This window comes from Pseudomonas sp. S2_B10 (genome assembly GCF_054668425.1).
Genome location: NZ_CP162768.1, coordinates 1,183,287 through 1,203,172, shown reverse-complemented (window position 1 = coordinate 1,203,172; position 19,886 = coordinate 1,183,287). Strand labels below are relative to the sequence as shown.

Here is a 19,886-nt window from a genome sequence, read left to right as displayed (position 1 = left end):
CTGCAACCTGCTGCACCTATGATCGGTCGCCTTGTGGTGGTCGGTCTGGGGTTGATCGGTGGTTCGTTTGCCAAGGGTCTGCGTGAAAGCGGCCTGTGCCGTGAGGTGGTTGGTGTTGATCTCGACCCGCAATCGCGCAAGCTCGCGGTCGAATTGGGTGTGGTTGATCGCTGCGAAGACGATTTGGCGGCGGCTTGCGTCGGTGCCGATGTGATTCAGCTGGCGGTGCCGATTCTGGCCATGGAAAAGCTGCTCGCGCGTCTGGCTGTCATGGATCTGGGGCAGGCGATTCTTACGGATGTCGGCAGCGCCAAAGGCAACGTGGTGCGCGCGGCGACCGAGGCGTTCGGCGGCATGCCGGCGCGCTTCGTCCCCGGGCACCCGATTGCCGGTTCCGAGCAGAGCGGGGTGGAAGCCTCGAATGCCGAGCTGTTCCGCCGGCACAAGGTGATCCTGACGCCGCTCGAGCAGACCGATCCTGCCGCGCTGGCGCTGGTCGATCGCCTGTGGCGCGAACTGGGCGCCGATGTCGAGCACATGCAGGTCGAGCGTCACGATGAAGTGCTGGCCGCGACCAGTCATCTGCCGCACCTGCTGGCTTTCGGCCTGGTCGATTCATTGGCCAAGCGCAATGAAAATCTGGAGATCTTCCGTTACGCTGCCGGTGGTTTTCGCGATTTCACAAGAATCGCCGGAAGCGACCCGGTGATGTGGCACGACATCTTCCTCGCCAACCGCGAGGCTGTCCTGCGCACACTCGATACATTTCGCAGCGACCTCGACGCCTTGCGCGACGCGGTCGATGCAGGGGATGGGCACCAATTGTTGGGCGTTTTCACGCGCGCCCGGGTTGCCCGCGAGCATTTCAGTAAAATCCTGGCCCGCAGGGCCTATGTGGACGCTATGAATTCCAACGATCTGATCTTCCTGGCTCAACCTGGTGGCCGCCTGTCCGGTCGGATTCGCGTACCGGGTGACAAATCGATTTCCCACCGTTCGATCATGCTCGGCTCGCTGGCCGAAGGCGTCACCGAAGTCGAAGGCTTCCTTGAGGGCGAAGACGCCCTGGCGACCTTGCAGGCGTTTCGCGACATGGGCGTGGTCATCGAAGGCCCGCACCACGGCCGCGTTACCATCCACGGTGTCGGCCTGCACGGCCTGAAACCTGCGCCGGGCCCGATCTATCTGGGCAACTCTGGCACCTCGATGCGTCTGCTCTCTGGCCTGCTGGCGGCGCAGAACTTCGACAGCACCTTGACCGGCGACGCTTCGCTGTCCAAGCGTCCGATGAATCGCGTGGCCAATCCGCTGCGGGAAATGGGCGCCGTGATCGAAACCGCTGCCGAAGGTCGTCCACCGATGACCATTCGCGGTGGCCACAAGCTCAAAGGCCTGACCTACACCATGCCGATGGCCAGTGCCCAGGTGAAATCCTGCCTGCTGCTTGCCGGTCTCTATGCTGAAGGCAAGACCACGGTGACCGAGCCGGCACCGACCCGCGATCACACCGAGCGCATGCTGCGTGGCTTCGGCTACCCGGTCAGCGTTGACGGCGCCACGGCTTCGGTCGAGTCCGGCGGCAAGCTCACCGCGACTCACATCGAAGTGCCGGGCGATATCTCGTCGTCGGCGTTCTTCCTCGTCGCGGCCTCGATCGCCGAGGGTTCCGAGCTGGTGCTCGAGCACGTTGGCATCAACCCGACCCGTACTGGCGTGATCGATATCCTGCGACTGATGGGCGCCGATATCACTCTGGAAAACCAGCGTGAAGTGGGCGGCGAGCCAGTGGCTGATTTGCGCGTGCGGGCAGCTAAACTCAAAGGTATCGAGATTCCGGAAGCGCTGGTGCCGCTGGCGATCGACGAATTCCCGGTCCTGTTCGTCGCTGCTGCATGCGCCGAAGGGCGTACCGTGCTGACCGGTGCCGAAGAGCTGCGGGTCAAGGAGTCCGATCGGATTCAGGTCATGGCGGACGGCTTGCTGGCGCTGGGCGTCAAGTGCGAACCGACCCCGGACGGCATCATCATCGACGGCGGCCAGATCGGCGGCGGTGAAGTGCACGGTCACGGCGATCACCGTATCGCCATGGCGTTCAGCGTTGCCTCGTTGCGCGCTACCGCACCGATCCGCATCCACGATTGCGCCAACGTCGCGACCTCGTTCCCCAACTTCCTCGCGCTGTGCGGGCAAGTCGGCATTCGTGTGGCACAAGAGGCTCAGTCGTGAAAAACATTGCACCGGTCATCACCATCGATGGGCCAAGCGGCTCCGGTAAAGGCACGGTTGCCGGGATTCTGGCCAAGCGTCTGGGCTGGAACCTGCTGGATTCCGGTGCGCTTTATCGCTTGCTCGCGTTTGCTGCGCATAACCATGGCGTCGACCTGACCAATGAAGAGCTGCTGAAGACATTGGCCGCTCATCTGGATGTGCAGTTCATCGCCGCGACCGAAGGTCAGCTGCAGCGGATTATTCTCGAAGGCGACGAAGTCAGCGATGTCATTCGCACCGAAAGCGTCGGTTCCGGGGCCTCGCAAGTGGCTGCGCTGCCCGCCGTACGCGAGGCGCTGCTGCAGCGCCAGCGTGCGTTTCAGGAAGCGCCGGGTCTGGTGGCGGACGGTCGCGACATGGGCACGGTGGTATTTCCGGGTGCACCGCTGAAGATTTTCCTCACCGCCAGTGCCGAGGAGCGGGCGCGCCGTCGATATTTGCAGTTGAAGGGCAAAGTCGAGGGTGTTAGTCTGTCGAGTCTGCTAGATGAGATCCGTGCACGCGATGAGCGTGACACCCAGCGCGCAGTAGCCCCGCTCAAGCCGGCGGCCGACGCGATTCAGCTGGATTCAACGGAGCTTTCCATCGATCAGGTGCTTGAACGCATCATGAGCGAGATCGCCATTCGCGATATCGCCGGGTGACCAAGAAGGCCGCAGGGGACCAGTCATAGTCCTGCGGTGCTTCTTTTAAATGAAACTAACCCACACCGTCTGGGGTGTGGAGATGGGCGTTTACTTCGCCCTCATCTACAGGAATTAAAATGAGCGAAAGCTTTGCGGAACTCTTTGAAGAAAGCCTGAAAACCCTGAACCTTCAGGCAGGCTCCATCATCACCGGTGTTATCGTTGATATCGATTACCAGGCTCGCTGGGTAACCGTTCACGCTGGTCTGAAGTCTGAAGCACTCATCCCGCTTGAGCAGTTCTACAACGATGCTGGCGAACTGAACATCAACGTTGGTGATGAAGTTCACGTTGCTCTGGATTCGGTTGAAGACGGCTTTGGCGAAACCAAGCTGTCCCGTGAAAAAGCCAAGCGCGCTGAATGCTGGATCGTTCTGGAAGCAGCCTTCGCAGCCGAGGAAGTGGTCAAGGGCGTTATCAACGGTAAGGTTAAAGGCGGCTTCACTGTCGACGTTAACGGCATCCGTGCGTTCCTGCCAGGTTCCCTGGTTGACGTCCGTCCAGTGCGCGACACCACGCACCTGGAAGGCAAAGAGCTGGAATTCAAGGTCATCAAGCTGGACCAGAAGCGCAACAACGTTGTCGTTTCCCGTCGCAGCGTCCTCGAAGCCGAGAACTCCGCCGAGCGTGAAGCTCTGCTGGAATCCCTGCAGGAAGGCCAGCAAGTCAAAGGTATCGTCAAAAACCTCACCGATTACGGCGCATTCGTCGATCTGGGTGGCGTGGACGGCCTGCTGCACATCACCGACATGGCCTGGAAGCGCATCAAGCATCCTTCCGAGATCGTCAACGTTGGTGACGAAATCGACGTCAAGGTTCTGAAATACGATCGCGAACGCAACCGTGTTTCCCTGGGCCTGAAGCAACTGGGCGAAGATCCATGGGTTGCTATCAAAGCCCGTTACCCAGAAGGCACTCGCGTTACCGCTCGTGTTACCAACCTGACCGACTACGGCTGCTTCGCTGAGCTGGAAGAAGGCGTTGAAGGTCTGGTACACGTTTCGGAAATGGACTGGACCAACAAGAACATCCACCCTTCGAAAGTCGTACAAGTCGGCGACGAAGTGGAAGTCATGGTTCTGGACATCGACGAAGAGCGTCGTCGTATCTCCCTGGGCATCAAGCAGTGCAAGTCGAACCCATGGGAAGACTTCTCTGGCCAGTTCAACAAGGGCGACAAGATCTCCGGCACCATCAAGTCGATCACCGATTTCGGTATCTTCATTGGTCTGGACGGCGGCATCGACGGTCTGGTTCACCTGTCCGACATCTCCTGGAACGAAGTGGGCGAAGAAGCCGTGCGTCGTTTCAAGAAGGGCGACGAGCTGGACACCGTCATCCTGTCGGTTGACCCGGAGCGCGAGCGCATCTCCCTGGGCATCAAGCAACTGGAAAGCGATCCGTTCTCCGAGTACGTCTCGGTTAACGACAAGGGCGCTATCGTGACCGGTACCGTGAAAGAAGTTGACGCCAAAGGCGCCATCATCGTTCTGGCCGACGACATCGAAGCTACCCTGAAAGCCTCCGAAATCAGCCGTGACCGCGTTGAAGACGCGCGCAACGTTCTGAAAGAAGGCCAGGAAGTTGAAGCCAAGATTATCAGCGTTGATCGCAAGAGCCGCGTAATCCAGCTCTCGATCAAGTCGAAAGACGATGCTGAAGAGAAAGAAGCCATCCAGAGCCTGAAAGCAGCTCCGGAAGGCGAAGCAGCTGACACCACTATGGCGGCACTGCTGCGTCAAGCAATGGCCAAACAGAACTGAGTTCTGCTTGATCATTAAAAAGGGCGACTTCGGTCGCCCTTTTTTGTGCCTGCTATTTGGTCTTTGTACGTCCGTGCATGAAACCAATGGCTTCGCCTGCGGGTCTGTTTCTTTAATCGGATCAATCGCCTATTCGCGACTAAGCTTGATCTTGAGTATTAGTCGTCAGGCTTGCCTGGCATAAGGAAGTGGATGAACAAGTTATTTGTTGTTGCGGTGGTATTGGCGCTGGCAGGTTGCACCACTAGTGCGAAAACCCATGCGGTGCGCGGCGTCAGTGGTATCGAGGTCGATTGCTCCGGGTTGGGTTCCGGTTGGGAAAAGTGCCAGAAGCGTGCAGCGAAGGAGTGTAAAGGCAAGGGCTATAAGGTCATCACCCGTTCTGACGATGCCAAAGATGAAGACGAATACCCGTTTGGCTTTAATCCGGCGGGCTTCGTGACCCGGACCATGCTGGTGATGTGTCGTTAGGGTAGCGGCGATCCGGCTCGCCACTGGAGTGCCCTGAAAATGGGCGTTTTGACCCCGGGAAAGATATGTCAATCCCTGGGCTGTTCAAAATCTTCCGGGCATGCTAAAACCTTTCAAGCGCTGATCTAGCTGCTTGAAAAAGAAGGGAAAAATATGACGAAGTCGGAGTTGATCGAACGAATTGTCACCCATCAAGGGCTACTCTCATCCAAGGATGTGGAGCTGGCCATCAAGACCATGCTTGAACAAATGTCTCAGTGCCTCGCCACCGGTGATCGTATCGAGATCCGTGGTTTCGGCAGCTTCTCCCTGCATTACCGCGCGCCACGTGTCGGCCGCAACCCAAAGACCGGCCAGTCTGTCAGTCTGGACGGTAAATTCGTTCCGCATTTCAAACCGGGCAAGGAATTGCGTGACCGCGTGAACGAGGAAGAGGAGGAGGGCGCTTGATCTTCGCTATTCAAATTCAAGGGGGCGTGGATGCGTAACCTCAAACGCATATTGCTTGGCGTTTTTCTTCTGCTGATGGTTCTGGTTGTTCTGGCGTTTGTGCTGGAAAACCAGCAATCGGTTTCGCTTTTGTTTCTGGGTTTTTCCGGCCCGCAGTTGCCGGTGTCGGTAGTTGCAGTGTTGGCGTTGCTGATTGGTATGCTCATCGGTCCAATTTTGGGCTGGTTTCTTGGACGTTCGTCCAGAGCTGCACGCAAGCGACTGGTCTGAAAACGACAGGCGCACGGCATCTGTCGAAATTGCGCCTCAGCCTGTCTTTATCCATTAGTAAAACCATCATTAAGCTGTAAAATGCGTCCCTTGTTCGATCGTGCCTTAATGCATGTCGATTCAGACTGACTCTGACGGATGCCAACTGATAGTGGCTTCTGCATTCATGGATTAGACCGCGCTCGCTGGCAGCGCTGTCCGCAGCTCAAGGGTATCGTTTCGCGTGAAAATTCTAGTTACCGGCGGTGCCGGCTTCATTGGCTCGGCAGTCATCCGTCACATCATCTCCAACACTTCCGATGCAGTCGTTAACGTCGACAAGCTGACGTACGCCGGCAATCTGGAGTCCCTGGCAGAAGTCAGCCAGAATTCGCGATACGCCTTCGAGCGCGTCGATATCTGCGATCGTGATCAGATCGACCGCGTTCTGCGTGAGCACCAACCGGATGCAATCATGCACCTGGCCGCTGAATCTCACGTCGACCGCTCGATCTCCGGCCCGTCCGAGTTCATCCAGACCAACATCATTGGCACTTACACACTCCTAGAAGCAGCGCGCCACTACTGGGCTGCGCTGGACGACACCCGCAAAGCCAATTTCCGCTTCCACCACATTTCGACTGACGAAGTTTACGGAGACCTCGAAGGTCCGGAAGACCTCTTCACCGAAACCACCCCTTACCAGCCAAGCTCGCCATATTCGGCCAGTAAGGCCAGCTCCGACCATCTGGTCCGTGCCTGGGCCCGCACTTATGGCCTGCCGACACTGGTTACCAACTGCTCGAACAACTACGGCCCATGCCACTTCCCTGAAAAGTTGATCCCGCTGATCATTCTCAACGCGCTGGAAGGCAAGCCACTGCCGGTGTACGGCAAAGGCAATCAGGTTCGTGATTGGCTGTACGTCGAAGATCACGCACGCGCGCTGTACAAAGTCGTCACCGAGGGCGTCATCGGCGAGACTTACAACATCGGCGGTCATAACGAAAAACAAAACATCGAAGTCGTGCATACACTGTGTGCATTGCTCGATGAATTGCGTCCTGATTCTGCTCACCGTCCGCATGCCAGCCTGATTACCTATGTTCAGGACCGTCCTGGTCATGATGTGCGTTATGCAATCGATGCGAGCAAGATTCAGCGTGAACTGGGTTGGACTCCGGAAGAGACTTTTGAGACTGGTATTCGCAAGACTGTTGAGTGGTATCTGAATAACACCGAGTGGGTTGAGCACGTTAAGAGCGGTAGCTACCAGCAGTGGATTGATCAGAACTATGCGGATCGTTCGAGCAAGGCATGAGAATCCTTTTGCTGGGCAAGAACGGCCAGGTCGGCTGGGAGTTGCAACGGTCCTTGGCGCCGCTTGGCGAGTTGATCGCCCTGGATCGTCACTCTGTCGATGGGTTGTGCGGTGATTTGTCCGATCTGGAAGCATTGCGGGCAACGATTCGGCAGATTAAACCCGATATCATCGTCAACGCCGCCGCATACACCGCAGTCGACAAGGCTGAGTCCGACGTAGAGCTGGCCGATCGTGTGAATGGTGAGGCAAGCCGGCTCTTGGGCGAAGAGGCCGCACTTTTGGGTGCCTTGCTGGTTCATTACTCCACTGATTATGTTTTCAGCGGCGAAGGCCACCGCCCCTGGCAAGAGACCGATGCGGTCGCTCCGGTCAATCGGTATGGCGCGAGCAAGCTGGCAGGTGAGCAGGCGATCACAGTGTCGGGATGCAAGCACTTGATCTTCCGTACAAGCTGGGTCTACGGCGCCCGAGGCAATAACTTTGCCAAAACCATGATGCGTCTTGCAGAAGATCGCGAGACACTGAGTGTTATTGCTGATCAGATTGGTGCGCCAACGGGTGCCGATCTGATTGCCGATGTCACTGCGTTAACGATTCGCCAAGTGCTCCAACGGCCGGAACTGTCAGGTTTATATCATCTGGCCGCCGCTGGCGAGGTGTCGTGGCACGGTTACGCAAGTTACGTTATCGAGTTTGCTCAGGCCAATGGCGAGCAGCTTGCGGTGACCACGATAAGTGCGATCGATACAACCGCTTATCCTACCCCCGCGCGTCGGCCTTTAAATTCACGCTTGAATACCCAGAAGCTGCGCGACAATTTTTCTCTACACTTGCCGGATTGGCAAAGTGGTGTGACCCGAATGCTTAGGGAAGTTCTGAACAAATGACCACGAAAAATCGTAAAGGCATTATTCTCGCCGGCGGCTCGGGCACGCGCCTGCACCCGCTGACTCTTGGTGTTTCCAAGCAAATGTTGCCTATTTACGACAAGCCGATGATTTTTTATCCGCTGTCCGTTTTGATGCTGGCGGGTATGCGAGAAATCCTAATTATTTCCACGCCGGAAGATTTGCCGTGCTTCCGTAAACTGCTGGGTAATGGAAGCGTGTACGGGATCAAGCTTACTTATGCCGAGCAGCCTAGTCCGGACGGCCTGGCCCAGGCGTTCATTATTGGTGAAGAGTTCATCGGTCAGGATCCATGCTGTCTGATTCTGGGGGACAACATCTTCTACGGTCAGCATTTCTCGGACAACTTGCGCTCCGCCAGTACCCAACAAAAGGGAGCTACCGTATTTGGCTACCACGTCTCCGATCCTGAACGCTTTGGTGTCGTCGAGTTTGATAAAAGTGGCAAGGCTTTGAGTATCGAAGAGAAGCCGCTGAAGCCAAAATCGAACTATGCGGTCACCGGTCTGTATTTCTATGATAACGATGTGGTCGAGATCGCCAAGAACATCAAGCCCTCCGAGCGTGGCGAGCTGGAAATCACCGACGTCAACCGTGCGTATCTGGAGCGCCAGACCCTGAGCGTGGAAATGCTCGGTCGCGGGTTTGCCTGGCTGGATACCGGTACTCACGACTCTCTGCTTGAAGCCAGTCACTTCGTTCACACGATCGAACAGCGTCAGGGTCTGAAAGTGGCGTGTCTGGAAGAGATCGCCTATCACAATGGCTGGATTTCTGCCGAGCAGCTTAACGCACAAGCGCAAGCACTGAAGAAGACGGGTTACGGTCAATACCTTCAGAAGTTGCTGGACTCGCCGTCTGCCTGATCGAAAGTTCTGACTTTCGCAATGCTATGTTTAACGCTGCAAGCAGGAATGGCATGCCAGTAGAACATCCCAAGGTTGCGATTTTGCTGGCCGCCTACAATGGCATGCAGTGGATCGAGGAGCAGTTGGCCTCGATCCTCGGTCAGACAGCTGTCGACGTAACCGTTTATATAAGTATTGATCCCTCCACTGACGGTACTGAGGCATGGTGCGCCGATTATGCTGCACAGCATCCGAACGTAATCGTCCTGCCCGACGCCGGTGCGTTTGGTGGGGCCTCCCGCAACTTCTTCCGTTTGCTTCGAGATGTTGATCTTGAAGGCTACGATTTCATCGCGTTCGCTGATCAGGATGACGTCTGGTATCTGGACAAGATCGAGCGCGCTATCCGGTCGATCAAATCTCTTGGCGTGGATGCTTACTCGAGTAACGTAGTTGCGTTCTGGCCTGATGGTCGTAACCAGGTACTGGACAAGGCCCAGCCGCAAACCCGCTGGGACTTTCTCTTTGAGGCTGCCGGACCGGGCTGTACGTATGTCATGAGCCAAAGGATGATGCAGTTGCTGAAGGTCTCATTGTTGAAACATTGGGATGCCTTGCAACAGGTCAGTCTGCATGACTGGTATTGCTATGCGTTCGCACGCAGTCGTGGTGTACGCTGGTTCATTGATCCGCAGCCATCCATGTGTTATCGCCAGCACGAAAGTAATCAGGTCGGGGCCAATTCAGGTATAAATTCACTGATTGCGCGTTATAAAATTATCCATGACGGTTGGTGGTTTTCTCAGATTCGAATGATTGCGCAGTTGGTGGGTCTCGCCGATGATCCATTCGTCCGGCAATGGTTACCTTTGGGGCGTCGACAATTATTGCGGCTGTCGTTAAAAGCCGGTGAATGTCGTCGTCGAACCAGGGACAAGCTGTTCTTTTTCTTTATTTGTTGCGCGACTGCCGTGATCGGGAAGAAAAACAAATGAAAGGTGCTCGGGTATTGGTGACCGGGGCGACGGGGTTTGTCGGCGAGGCCGTGGTGTTCCGCCTGCTTCTCGACAAGATCTACACACCAGTTGCGGCTGCACGTAGCGAAACTCGGTTGAGTGGTTTGTGTGATGTCGTGCCTTTTGATTTGGATGAGCGCGTTTTATTGCCGCCATTGAATAATATCCAGACGGTGATTCATTGTGCGGCCAGGGTTCATGTAATGAACGAGTGTGAGGCTGATCCGCTTGCCATGTTTCGGCAAATGAATGTGCAGGGCACTGCGCGGCTGGCCCGTCATGCGGCAGCGTCCGGGGTAAAGCGCTTCATCTTTGTCAGTTCGATCAAGGTCAATGGCGAAGAGTCACCCGCCGGGAGACCCTTTACCGCAGCCGATATTCCCGCGCCTGTTGATCCTTACGGTATTTCCAAGTGCGAGGCAGAGGAAGTCGTGCGTCAAATAGCACTGGAAACCGCAATGGAGCTGGTAATTATTCGACCGCCCCTGGTTTACGGGCCGGGCGTCAAAGCTAACTTCCTAAATATGATGCGCTGGTTGCAAAAAGGATTGCCACTGCCATTGGGCGCATTGGGCAATCGCCGCAGCTTAGTGGCAATCAGTAATCTGGTGGATCTTTTGGTGACCTGCATCGATCATCCACAAGCAGCCAATCAAACTTTTCTGGTAAGTGATGGCGAAGATCTTTCGACCACTCAATTGCTTCAAAGGATGTCGAGCGCCCTGACTGTGCGAGCGCGATTGTTGCCCGTGCCTCCGTTTGTTCTGCGCCTTGGGGCAGCTTTATTGGGTAGGAGAGCCTTAGCTCAGCGACTCTGCGGCTCGTTACAGGTCGACATGGAAAAGACGCGCACAATACTGGAGTGGACGCCGCCCATCAGCGTGAGTCAGGCACTTCAGGCCACTGCCAACCATCTCCGGGAGCGCTAAATGTGTCAGTATTCTTTATGGATGTCACTTTTTCGCTAAGGCTTGCTCGATAAAGCACAGCAATTGATCTGACCCTCGATGGATTGGCAGATTGCCACCCTTTTGCCAATTAGGGCGCCTTGATACCCTACGCAGCCCAAATCCGTACGCCTTGGCAGGATTTTTCCGGCTCAAGGCAACATTCTGATTACTCTTTTCATACCATGACCACCGCCTTGTGCTGTTGAAGGTGGTGATGTCACTGGGCTATCAAATTGGTATGACTTATAATGGCAAATTTTTCGCTGTCGGGAGCGGTCCATGAGAGGGGCATGTAATTTTCATGCTGCCAAGGCTGTACCTCTTGATGTTGAGCGAAACGACATCGTCATTATTTTTTCTTCAATGCAATGGAGTGCTCGGTGGTAGCCCCTCTTCCACAATTTGATCAGACAGGCGAGCAGCCTGGCGGCGATTCTGACTTTAGTATTCAAGGTCATGAAACGCAATCGGCCCGCGTAACGATTCTGATGTGTACCTACAACGGTGAACGCTTTCTCGCACAACAACTGGATTCGATAGCTCGCCAGAGTTATCGCGAATGGACCGTCGTTGTTTCTGATGACGGTTCTACCGACGCGACACTGGATATTCTGCGCCAGTACAGCGCGATCTGGGGAGAAGGCCGGTTGACCATTCTGCAAGGGCCCAAGCGAGGGTTCGCGGCTAACTTCATGTCCGTTGCCTGCGATGCGCCCGTGCAATCGCAATTTTATGCGTGGGCCGACCAGGACGATATCTGGCAAGCCAATAAACTTGAGTCTGCCGTAAAGGTATTGGAGGCGCTGCCGTCCGGTCTTCCTGCTTTGTATTGCGGCCGGACCGAGTTGATTGGTGACTCGGGAACGGTCATCGGTCGCTCGCCGCTATTTTCTCGCCCCGCCAGTTTTGGCAATGCACTGGTACAAAGTCTGGCCGGGGGGAATACTATGGTATTCAATCATTTGGCTCGGGACGTACTCTGTCATGCTGGCGGCCAAGTGGATATCGTTTCCCATGACTGGTGGGCCTATCTACTGATTACCGGGGTGGGTGGCGAGGTCGTCTATGACGCCTCGCCTTCCATTCTGTACAGGCAGCATGAAGCGAATCTGATTGGCGCCAACTCAGGAGTGCGCGCACGGATCATGCGCTTGCGGATGATGTCTACGGGTCGCTTTCGTGACTGGAATGCCAAAAATATCGCTGCACTTGAAACGGTTCGCTCAAGCTTGAGTGCAGACAGCCTGCAGACCTTTGAGCAATTCAAGAAAGCCCGTGATTCAAAAGGATTCGGCCGTTTCGTCTGGCTTTACCGCGCGAAGGTCTATCGGCAGACGTGTTTGGGTAATCTTGGGCTGCTGCTGGCCGCGGTGCTCAACAGAATTTGATGCCCTCATCGTGCAAGGCAGGACGTGAAATTGCTCCGTGGCGTCCTCCCGGTATCTCAACAAGAGAGTTTTTGTATGAAGTCTGTCTCCCTCGATTTATCTCAGGTGTGTGCATAATGCTTAATTTTTCCACGTCGCCAAAGGAAATGGTCAACAGTTTCTGGCGTAATCGGAGCCTGATCGCGGCGCTTGTACAGCGAGAAGTCGTTGGGCGTTATCGTGGATCGTTCATGGGAATTCTCTGGTCGTTTTTTAACCCCGTGTTCATGTTGGTTGTCTACACCTTTGTCTTTAGCGTCGTTTTCAAGGCACGCTGGAGCGGCGGAAGTGACTCGAAAACCGAGTTTGCACTTATTCTGTTTGCGGGACTTATCGTCTTCAACTTCTTTGCGGAGTGTTTCAATCGAAGCCCGACGCTGATTCTCTCGAACGCCAACTATGTGAAGAAAGTCGTGTTTCCATTGGAGATCCTTCCTTGGATCACAGTCGGTTCGGCGCTCTTTCACATGGTGATCAGCCTGACTGTGTGGTTGCTGGCCTATTTGATACTGTTTGGCACGCCGCACCTGACCGTCCTGTTGTTCCCGTTGATTATCCTGCCGTTGATGCTGATGATCATGGGTTTGACGTGGGCCTTGGCGTCGCTCGGCGTTTACTTAAGAGATGTCGCGCAATTCATCGGCATCCTGACCACAGTCCTGATGTTTCTGTCGCCTATTTTTTACCCTGCCAGTGCGCTACCTGAGAAGTATCAACATCTACTGATGCTCAATCCGCTGACGCCTGCAATCGAGTACGCCCGGGACATTCTGTTTTGGGGAAAACTGCCTGACTTTACCGTATTGGGCATTTATCTCGCCGGCTCGGCGTTGATTGCATGGCTTGGATTCGCCTGGTTTCAGAAAACACGAAAAGGATTCGCCGATGTCATCTGAGGTCGCTATCAAGGTTCAAAATCTCAGTAAGTGCTATGAGATTTACGACAAACCGCGCGACAGACTGCTTCAGATGCTCAGTCGCGGGAAGAAAAAATATTGCCGTGAGTTCTGGGCGCTACGCGACGTTTCCTTCGAAATTCGCAAAGGCGAGACGGTCGGTATCGTTGGCCGCAACGGCAGTGGCAAGTCCACCTTGCTGCAAATTCTTTGCGGTACGTTGAATCCAACCAGTGGTACGGTTGAAACCCATGGCCGGATCGCTGCATTGCTCGAACTGGGCTCCGGATTCAATCCCGAGTTTACTGGACGCGAGAACGTCTACCTGAACGCCTCGATTCTGGGTTTGAGCAAAGAAGAAATCGACGCACGATATGATGCGATCATCGAATTCGCGGACATTGGCGATTTCATCAATCAACCGGTCAAGACATATTCGAGCGGTATGTTGGTGCGACTGGCGTTTTCCGTTCAGGCGCAAGTCGAGCCCGATATTCTTATTGTCGATGAAGCGCTGGCAGTGGGGGACGCAAAATTTCAGGCCCGTTGCTTTGATCGGTTGAAAAAGCTCAAGGAAAACGGCACGAGCATTCTGCTGGTAACGCACTCCAGCGAACAAATCGTTACGCACTGTGACCACGCCTTTCTTTTGAACAACGGTGTGCAGCTCGCTGAAGGCGAGCCGCGCATGGTCGTCAACCGTTACCTTGATTTGTTGTTCGGCAAGACTCAGCAATCGGCCTCTGTCGAAAGTGCAGAAGCGTCTGACCAGTTGGCAGCGTATCAAACGCCTGAAGGCGGCCTCGATGTATTTGAAACGCATCCGAACTACAACCCGAACGAATATCGTTGGGGTGACAGATCGGCCACTATCATCGACTTCCACCTGAGCGCAGAAGGGCTTGAGTACCCGATTGCCCTAGACACTGGCGTGCAGATCAAACTATCGGTATTTGTACGGTTTGATACTGATCTGGTGTGTCCGATTCTCGGGATGACGATCAAGACCAAAGAGGGCGTTACCCTCTATGGCGTAAATAGTGAAACGCTGGATTGCCTGGAATTTAGAACGTGCGGGCGCAAGGGCGAGATCGTCGAAGTTGAGGTACTTATATCTTGTGATCTGGCCCCAGGTGACTACTTCATTTCTGTCGGAGTGTCGACCAAAGATGGCGAAGAGGTTACTCCCCGTGACAGGCGTTATGATTCGATCCACTTCCAGGTTCGTCCGACTGACAAATTTTTTGGGCTTGTAAATCTGGACTCCAGCATTCGTGCCAAGAAGGTTTCAAATTGAATATTTTATTGAAACAAGCGGGCTATCAGCTTAATGACGAGCTCAACATCTGGTCGAGGCCGGATTATTCGAGCATCAACTACAGCGATGGTGATAGCACCGAACTGCGCATAAAATTCTTGATCGATCAGGCCAGTGACGTCAGTGTTTTTTCTGATGAGCTGCGAAGATCGTGCACCGATTGGCCATCGCTTTATTACCTCTCAAGTACCCGTTCGAACTTGTTGCGGGTGTTCGATGCCGATCTGCGTGGCGATGTGCTCGAGATCGGCGCCGGTTGTGGTGCAATTACCCGGTATTTAGGTGAGCAGGGCGGCAGGGTGCTGGCGCTGGAAGGTAGCTCGCGTCGCGCCAGCATCGCCCGTGCACGCACCCGAGACTTGCCAAACGTCTCGGTTCTGGCTGAGTCGTTCGAGAAGTTCAGCATTGATACCCAATTCGATGTCATCACCCTGATCGGCGTTTTTGAATATGCCAACCTGTTCGTAGCCGGTGATAACCCGGGTGCGAGAATGCTTGAGAAAGTTCGCTCACTGCTTAAGCCTGACGGTTTGCTCATCATCGCGATCGAAAACCAGCTCGGCTTGAAATATTTTGCTGGAGCGCCTGAAGATCACGTGACGACGCCGATGTACGGTGTCGAGGGGCGCTATAACAGCGCTACCGTGCAGACCTACGGGAAAAAAGCTCTCGCGTCGTTGTTGGCGACAGCCGGGTTTACCTCGAGTGAGTTCTTTGCGCCGTTTCCCGATTACAAGTTGCCCGTTTCGATCATCACCGAAGAGGGGTTCAAAGATCCTGATTTCGATGCCAGTGCATTCGCATCGCAAAGTGTACAGAGAGATCCGCAATTGCCGGATCTGTGCACCTTCTCACTGGAATTAGCCTGGTCGCAGATTTTCAGGAACGGCTTGGGCATGGATATGGCCAACTCCTTTCTTGTAGGTGCTTCGACGGTCTCGCGCAGCGCAGTCGACCCGCAGACCCTGGCGTATCATTACAGCTGCGATCGACGCTCGACGTATTGCAAACGTTCGGAATTTCGTCGCGATTTCGAAGATGCGATCAATGTGCATTACCAAAAACTCGGGAAGACTATCGATGAGGGTGAAGGGCAATCGCTCGTCACTTTTAATCTTGCTGCGTCCGAGCCTTACATCAATGGTTATGTGCTTGGCACTAAGCTGATCGATATAGTCAACGCCGAGGGCTGGACTTACGCAGGTATCGGCGCCTTCCTCAAAAATTACCTGAGCATGCTAAACGTGCTCTGTGATAACGCCGAGAGCCAGCCGGGTGAGGTGTCGGGAGCGTTGATCGATGCGGTCCCGCAAAATATTGTGATTGATCTGGACGGCCGTCCGCAGTTGATCGACAAAGAGTGGACGCTCAACACGAATGTTCGCTACGAGTACCTGCTGTTCAAAGCGCTAACGCAGTTGCTGGGTTCGATTACACGTATCAGCAAGGGCGCAGAGGCTGGCCCGGTTACACGCAAAGACTTTGTATTCCGAGCTTGCGAAGCCGCCGGGTACCCACTTTGCGAAAAAGATGTGGAAGAGTTTCTGGCCATCGAGGCGCAGATACAGAATGCGATTAACGGCCGAAGCCCGAGTGAATTTACGGCGTGGGGCGAAGATCGATTGATTGTCGAAGACAATCTGTTTTCTGCTTTCAGCAGTTCGCAGATTTCATTGGCTCAAACCCGTGAAGCGCTTGCAAGCGCTGTCATTGACGCCAGGCAGAAAATCGAAACGCTGAGTGCAAAACTGGACCAGCGTGAAGCTGACTATAATCAAGTCATTAACTCCAACTCTTGGTTCATCACGAAACCTGTACGCTTCCTTGTGCGCTCGTTGCGGCAGGGGAAAGGCGTGTTGCGCAGCAAAGTGGAGACTTCCAAGCAGGCGCTGACGGCCTATCTGCGCGGCCAGGAAGCCAATCTGCCACAGCCGGTTGACGACGTAATTGAAGCGCCTGTCGCGCGCACTCGCTCGGTCAGCGTCATTCTGCCAATCTATAAAGATGTCGAAATGACTCGTCGCTGCATCCTTGCCGCGATGCCAGGGATTATTGCTTTCGACTCCAAACTGGTCGCGATCAATGATGCGAGCCCAGATGCAGGCATGCAGGCCATGTTGATCGAATTGCAAATGCAATGGCCGCAGGTGATGACCGTTCTCGAAAACGAAGTCAATCTTGGCTTTGTCAAAACCGTCAATCGCGGCATGCGCCATGCCAGCCAGGACGATATCGTTTTCCTTAACAGTGATGTCATCGTGCCTGTTGACTGGCTGGAGCGGCTGACCGCTGAGGCGTACATCGCGCCAAACATCGGTACCGTTACACCGTTTTCCAACAACGCGACTATTTGTAGCTTCCCGGCGTTTCTTTACGAAAACCAGCCAGCCTTTGGTTTAAGCGTCGAGCAGATCGATGCTGTGTTTTCCGGCCCGCGTTTGCCGGTCAGTGCAGGCACCGACAGGTGTAGGTTTCTGCATGTACATTCGCCGCGATTGTCTGGATGTCGTGGGGCTGCTGAACGAGGACAAGTTCGGCAAAGGTTATGGTGAAGAGAACGATCTGTGCCAGCGCGGGCTAAAAGCCGGTTGGCTCAACATCGTGACCCCTAACCTGTATGCATTTCATGAGGGCGGGGTCAGCTTCTCCTCTTCCAAGCAGGCGTTGACCGAGCATGCAACCAAGGCCATCACCGAGCTGCATCCGGATTATCACTTGGATATCCAGAGGTTCATCGCAGCTGATCCGCTGAAAGCATTACGGGTAAAACGTCTTGCGCAATTGATCGCATCGTTGGACCGGCCAAAGGTCTTGCACATTTCGCATGAGGCTGGAGGCGGTGTGCAGCAGCATCTGGACGAGTTGGCAGACGCTCTTGAGTCCGATGTTTGCTGCCTGTTCCTGGCGCCTCGTCGTGGCCAGTCCGCCGTTACTTTGCGGATGGGGAGTTTCCCGGGGGCTGACGAGCTTCTTTTCCAGTTGCCGGAAGAGCACAACCTTTTGGTCGAGTTCTTGAAGGGCTGTGGTGTCGGCTTCGTGCACTTCCATCACACGCTCGGTCTGAATTCGCAACTGGTTCAATTGCCCGCTGAGTTGGGCACTGAATATGCATTGACGGTTCATGATTATTACTGGCTATGCGGCAACCCTACACTGACCGATGCGCAGGGCGTTTATCCGGGCAGTTATGCCGACGACATCGTCAATCCTGACTTCCCTCTGCCGGATGGTGTATCGCCGGCACAATGGCGTGAGCAATTGCGCGGCTTTATCGACGGGGCGAAAGCGGTAATTTTCCCTTCGGCGTACACCCTCGCCAATTATCGACTCAACTTCGAGTTACGTAACGCTGTCGTTGCAGGTCACGTAGAGCACAAACGCAATATTGGGCAGGGTGTCGCGGCTGTCGCGCAAAAGATCCGCTACAACGTGGGTGTTATTGGTGCTCTTGGTAAAGAAAAGGGTGCCGATTATCTGGAACAAGTGGCGGAGGCGGCAGCGACGGTCAATGCACCAATCAACTTCCGGCTGGTCGGTTTCGGCTACAGAGAGTTGGGCGGTGTCCTGACTACAGGTCGTTACGATGCCAGTGAGCTGTCTTCCCTAATGGCCGCAAATGAGTTTGATGTCGTCCTGTTTCCAAGTCTGTGCCCGGAAACCTACAGCTATACCCTCAGCTATGCGCTGGAAGCCGGGTTGCCAATTATTGCGCCAAACATTGGGGCATTCCCGGAACGATTGTCCGGACGTGAAAACACTCTTGTTTATGATTATGGGCTCGAGCCAGCCGAGTTGATGCGGCGAATCAGCGACTTTGTGAAAAGGCTCGCTGCCGGTGAGCAGTTGACTGCGCCTGTCGTGGACACCCACCTGCAGCAGCCAGCGTTTTATAGCGTTGATTACCCGGCCTTATGCGGCGTGGGCAGTGATAAGCACAGCAAACCAAAAAACGGTTTCGAACTGCCGAAATTCTCGGCCCCGACAACTGTGTATGAGGCGCCGCTGACGACCAAGGAAATCGCGCTATTGGCCATCTGGACGCTTTACCGTCATCCACGCATGGAGCGCATCAGCCATGCGGTGCCTTACTCACTACGGCAAAAAATCAAACGCGTGCTGAGCAAGCGTCCGCTGCATGAGATCGTGGATGTGAACAAAAACTGATGCAGTGCGCCCGCCTGGCTTATCGAACCCCTTGATCGGCCAGGCGGGTGCAATGGTTTTTGTTTGCCAGTGACGAATGCTGGCTTTTATTTGGAGCTACTGCCGCGATGAATTTCAGCTGGTTTGTGCTGATCGCTTTAATTATTTCGTTCCTTCTGACTGCTGTTTTGCGCCGGTATGCCCTTGCCAGAAGTCTGATGGATATTCCCAATGCCCGTAGTTCGCATACGGTCCCCACGCCAAGGGGAGGGGGGTTGCGATCGTCGTGACGTTCCTTATCGCCATGTGCTCGCTGTATGCTGCTGACTTGATCGCATTCAGAGATTTCGCTGCGATCGTCGGTGCTGGCAGCCTGGTGGCGATCATCGGATTCATGGATGATCATGGCCATATTGCTGCGCGCTGGCGTTTACTTGGGCACTTTTGCGCGGCGATCTGGGCGTTGGCCTGGTTGGGTGGCCTACCGCCCGTCAGTGTGTTCGGACAGGTCTTCGATCTGGGCTGGGGCGGGTTTGTATTGGCTAGCCTCTACCTCGTCTGGATGCTCAATCTCTACAATTTTATGGACGGTATCGACGGGATTGCCGGGGTCGAGGCGGTAACTGCGTGTGTCGGGGCGTGCGTGCTGTACGCCTTGGACGGGTATGTCGGGCTGATGGGGCCGGCCCTGCTACTGGCTGGTTGTGCGGGAGGATTCCTGTTGTGGAACTTTCCGCCAGCGAAGATTTTCATGGGCGATGCGGGCAGCGGCTTTCTGGGTATCGTCTTGGGCATTTTGTCGATACAGGCCGCCAATGCCTCATTTGAGTACTTCTGGGGTTGGTTGATCGTGCTCGGGGTGTTCATCGTCGACGCAACTTTCACCTTGTTGCGTCGATTGCTGCGCGGCGAGAAAGTGTATGAAGCGCATCGCAGTCATGCTTACCAATTCGCCTCGCGCCGTTATGGCAAGCACCTGCCGGTGACCCTTGTCGTGGGCTTGATCAATGTGTTTTGGCTCCTGCCGATTGCAGTGGCTGTCACGCACTTCAAGCTGAATGGCTTTGTCGGTGCCGTGGTGGCTTACGTGCCACTATTCATTCTGGCGTTGCGGTTCAGCGCGGGAAAATCCGAAAAGGATGTTGCGGCATGAACATCGAGGCGGGATC

Annotated in this window: 16 protein-coding genes and 1 pseudogene; all 17 read left to right on the top strand. The window is 54.9% G+C overall.

What is annotated here, in order from left to right:
* Positions 1-18: 18 nt before the first annotated feature.
* The 17 genes and pseudogenes from AB4O45_RS05245 (at position 19) to AB4O45_RS05165 (ending at position 19,870) form a co-directional block, all read left to right on the top strand.
* Positions 19-2,226, top strand: coding sequence for a bifunctional prephenate dehydrogenase/3-phosphoshikimate 1-carboxyvinyltransferase (locus AB4O45_RS05245; RefSeq protein ID WP_041478484.1), 2,208 nt, complete (start codon positions 19-21; stop codon positions 2,224-2,226).
* Positions 2,223-2,912, top strand: coding sequence for a (d)CMP kinase (cmk, locus tag AB4O45_RS05240; protein ID WP_056788351.1), 690 nt, complete (start codon positions 2,223-2,225; stop codon positions 2,910-2,912). The genes AB4O45_RS05245 and cmk overlap by 4 nt, the downstream gene beginning before the upstream one ends.
* Before the next feature lie 119 nt (positions 2,913-3,031).
* Positions 3,032-4,717 (top strand): 30S ribosomal protein S1, encoded by a 1,686-nt coding sequence (gene rpsA, locus AB4O45_RS05235; protein WP_016770920.1) that lies wholly within the window; start codon positions 3,032-3,034, stop codon positions 4,715-4,717.
* A gap of 192 nt (positions 4,718-4,909) precedes the next feature.
* Positions 4,910-5,188 (top strand): hypothetical protein, encoded by a 279-nt coding sequence (locus AB4O45_RS05230; protein ID WP_073472356.1) that lies wholly within the window; start codon positions 4,910-4,912, stop codon positions 5,186-5,188.
* A 153-nt stretch (positions 5,189-5,341) separates the two neighbouring features.
* Positions 5,342-5,638: an integration host factor subunit beta gene (gene ihfB / locus AB4O45_RS05225; RefSeq protein WP_007950920.1), complete on the top strand. Its 297-nt coding sequence runs from the start codon at positions 5,342-5,344 to the stop codon at positions 5,636-5,638.
* Between the two features lie 30 nt (positions 5,639-5,668).
* Positions 5,669-5,908 carry a LapA family protein gene (locus tag AB4O45_RS05220; RefSeq protein ID WP_076563762.1) on the top strand — a complete coding sequence of 80 codons (240 nt, stop codon included), beginning with the start codon at positions 5,669-5,671 and terminating at the stop codon, positions 5,906-5,908.
* A 223-nt stretch (positions 5,909-6,131) separates the two neighbouring features.
* Positions 6,132-7,208, top strand: a complete 1,077-nt coding sequence (gene rfbB, locus AB4O45_RS05215) for a dTDP-glucose 4,6-dehydratase (RefSeq protein ID WP_101155399.1) — start codon at positions 6,132-6,134, stop codon at positions 7,206-7,208.
* Positions 7,205-8,098, top strand: coding sequence for a dTDP-4-dehydrorhamnose reductase (gene rfbD, locus AB4O45_RS05210; RefSeq protein ID WP_150637712.1), 894 nt, complete (start codon positions 7,205-7,207; stop codon positions 8,096-8,098). Before rfbB ends, rfbD begins: the two co-directional genes overlap by 4 nt.
* Positions 8,095-8,985: a glucose-1-phosphate thymidylyltransferase RfbA gene (gene rfbA, locus AB4O45_RS05205; protein ID WP_460161150.1), complete on the top strand. Its 891-nt coding sequence runs from the start codon at positions 8,095-8,097 to the stop codon at positions 8,983-8,985. Before rfbD ends, rfbA begins: the two co-directional genes overlap by 4 nt.
* A 53-nt stretch (positions 8,986-9,038) precedes the next feature.
* A complete protein-coding gene (locus AB4O45_RS05200) occupies positions 9,039-9,962 on the top strand; it encodes a glycosyltransferase (protein ID WP_095182235.1) in 924 nt (307 codons plus the stop codon).
* A complete protein-coding gene (locus tag AB4O45_RS05195; protein ID WP_095182234.1) occupies positions 9,959-10,912 on the top strand; it encodes a UDP-glucose 4-epimerase family protein in 954 nt (317 codons plus the stop codon). The genes AB4O45_RS05200 and AB4O45_RS05195 overlap by 4 nt, the downstream gene beginning before the upstream one ends.
* Positions 10,913-11,313: 401 nt before the next feature.
* Entirely contained in the window at positions 11,314-12,321 is a 1,008-nt protein-coding gene (locus tag AB4O45_RS05190; protein ID WP_460161149.1) for a glycosyltransferase family 2 protein, read from the top strand.
* Between the two features lie 116 nt (positions 12,322-12,437).
* Positions 12,438-13,256, top strand: coding sequence for an ABC transporter permease (locus tag AB4O45_RS05185; protein WP_095182233.1), 819 nt, complete (start codon positions 12,438-12,440; stop codon positions 13,254-13,256).
* Complete coding sequence (locus AB4O45_RS05180) at positions 13,246-14,553, top strand: ABC transporter ATP-binding protein (RefSeq protein WP_095182232.1); 1,308 nt, start codon at positions 13,246-13,248, stop codon at positions 14,551-14,553. Before AB4O45_RS05185 ends, AB4O45_RS05180 begins: the two co-directional genes overlap by 11 nt.
* Positions 14,550-17,126, top strand: a complete 2,577-nt coding sequence (locus tag AB4O45_RS05175) for a methyltransferase (protein WP_460161148.1) — start codon at positions 14,550-14,552, stop codon at positions 17,124-17,126. The genes AB4O45_RS05180 and AB4O45_RS05175 overlap by 4 nt, the downstream gene beginning before the upstream one ends.
* Positions 17,053-18,738, top strand: coding sequence for a glycosyltransferase (locus tag AB4O45_RS05170; RefSeq protein WP_460161147.1), 1,686 nt, complete (start codon positions 17,053-17,055; stop codon positions 18,736-18,738). Before AB4O45_RS05175 ends, AB4O45_RS05170 begins: the two co-directional genes overlap by 74 nt.
* 107 nt (positions 18,739-18,845) lie before the next feature.
* Positions 18,846-19,870 (top strand): annotated as a pseudogene (locus AB4O45_RS05165) (MraY family glycosyltransferase).
* Positions 19,871-19,886: the final 16 nt, after the last annotated feature.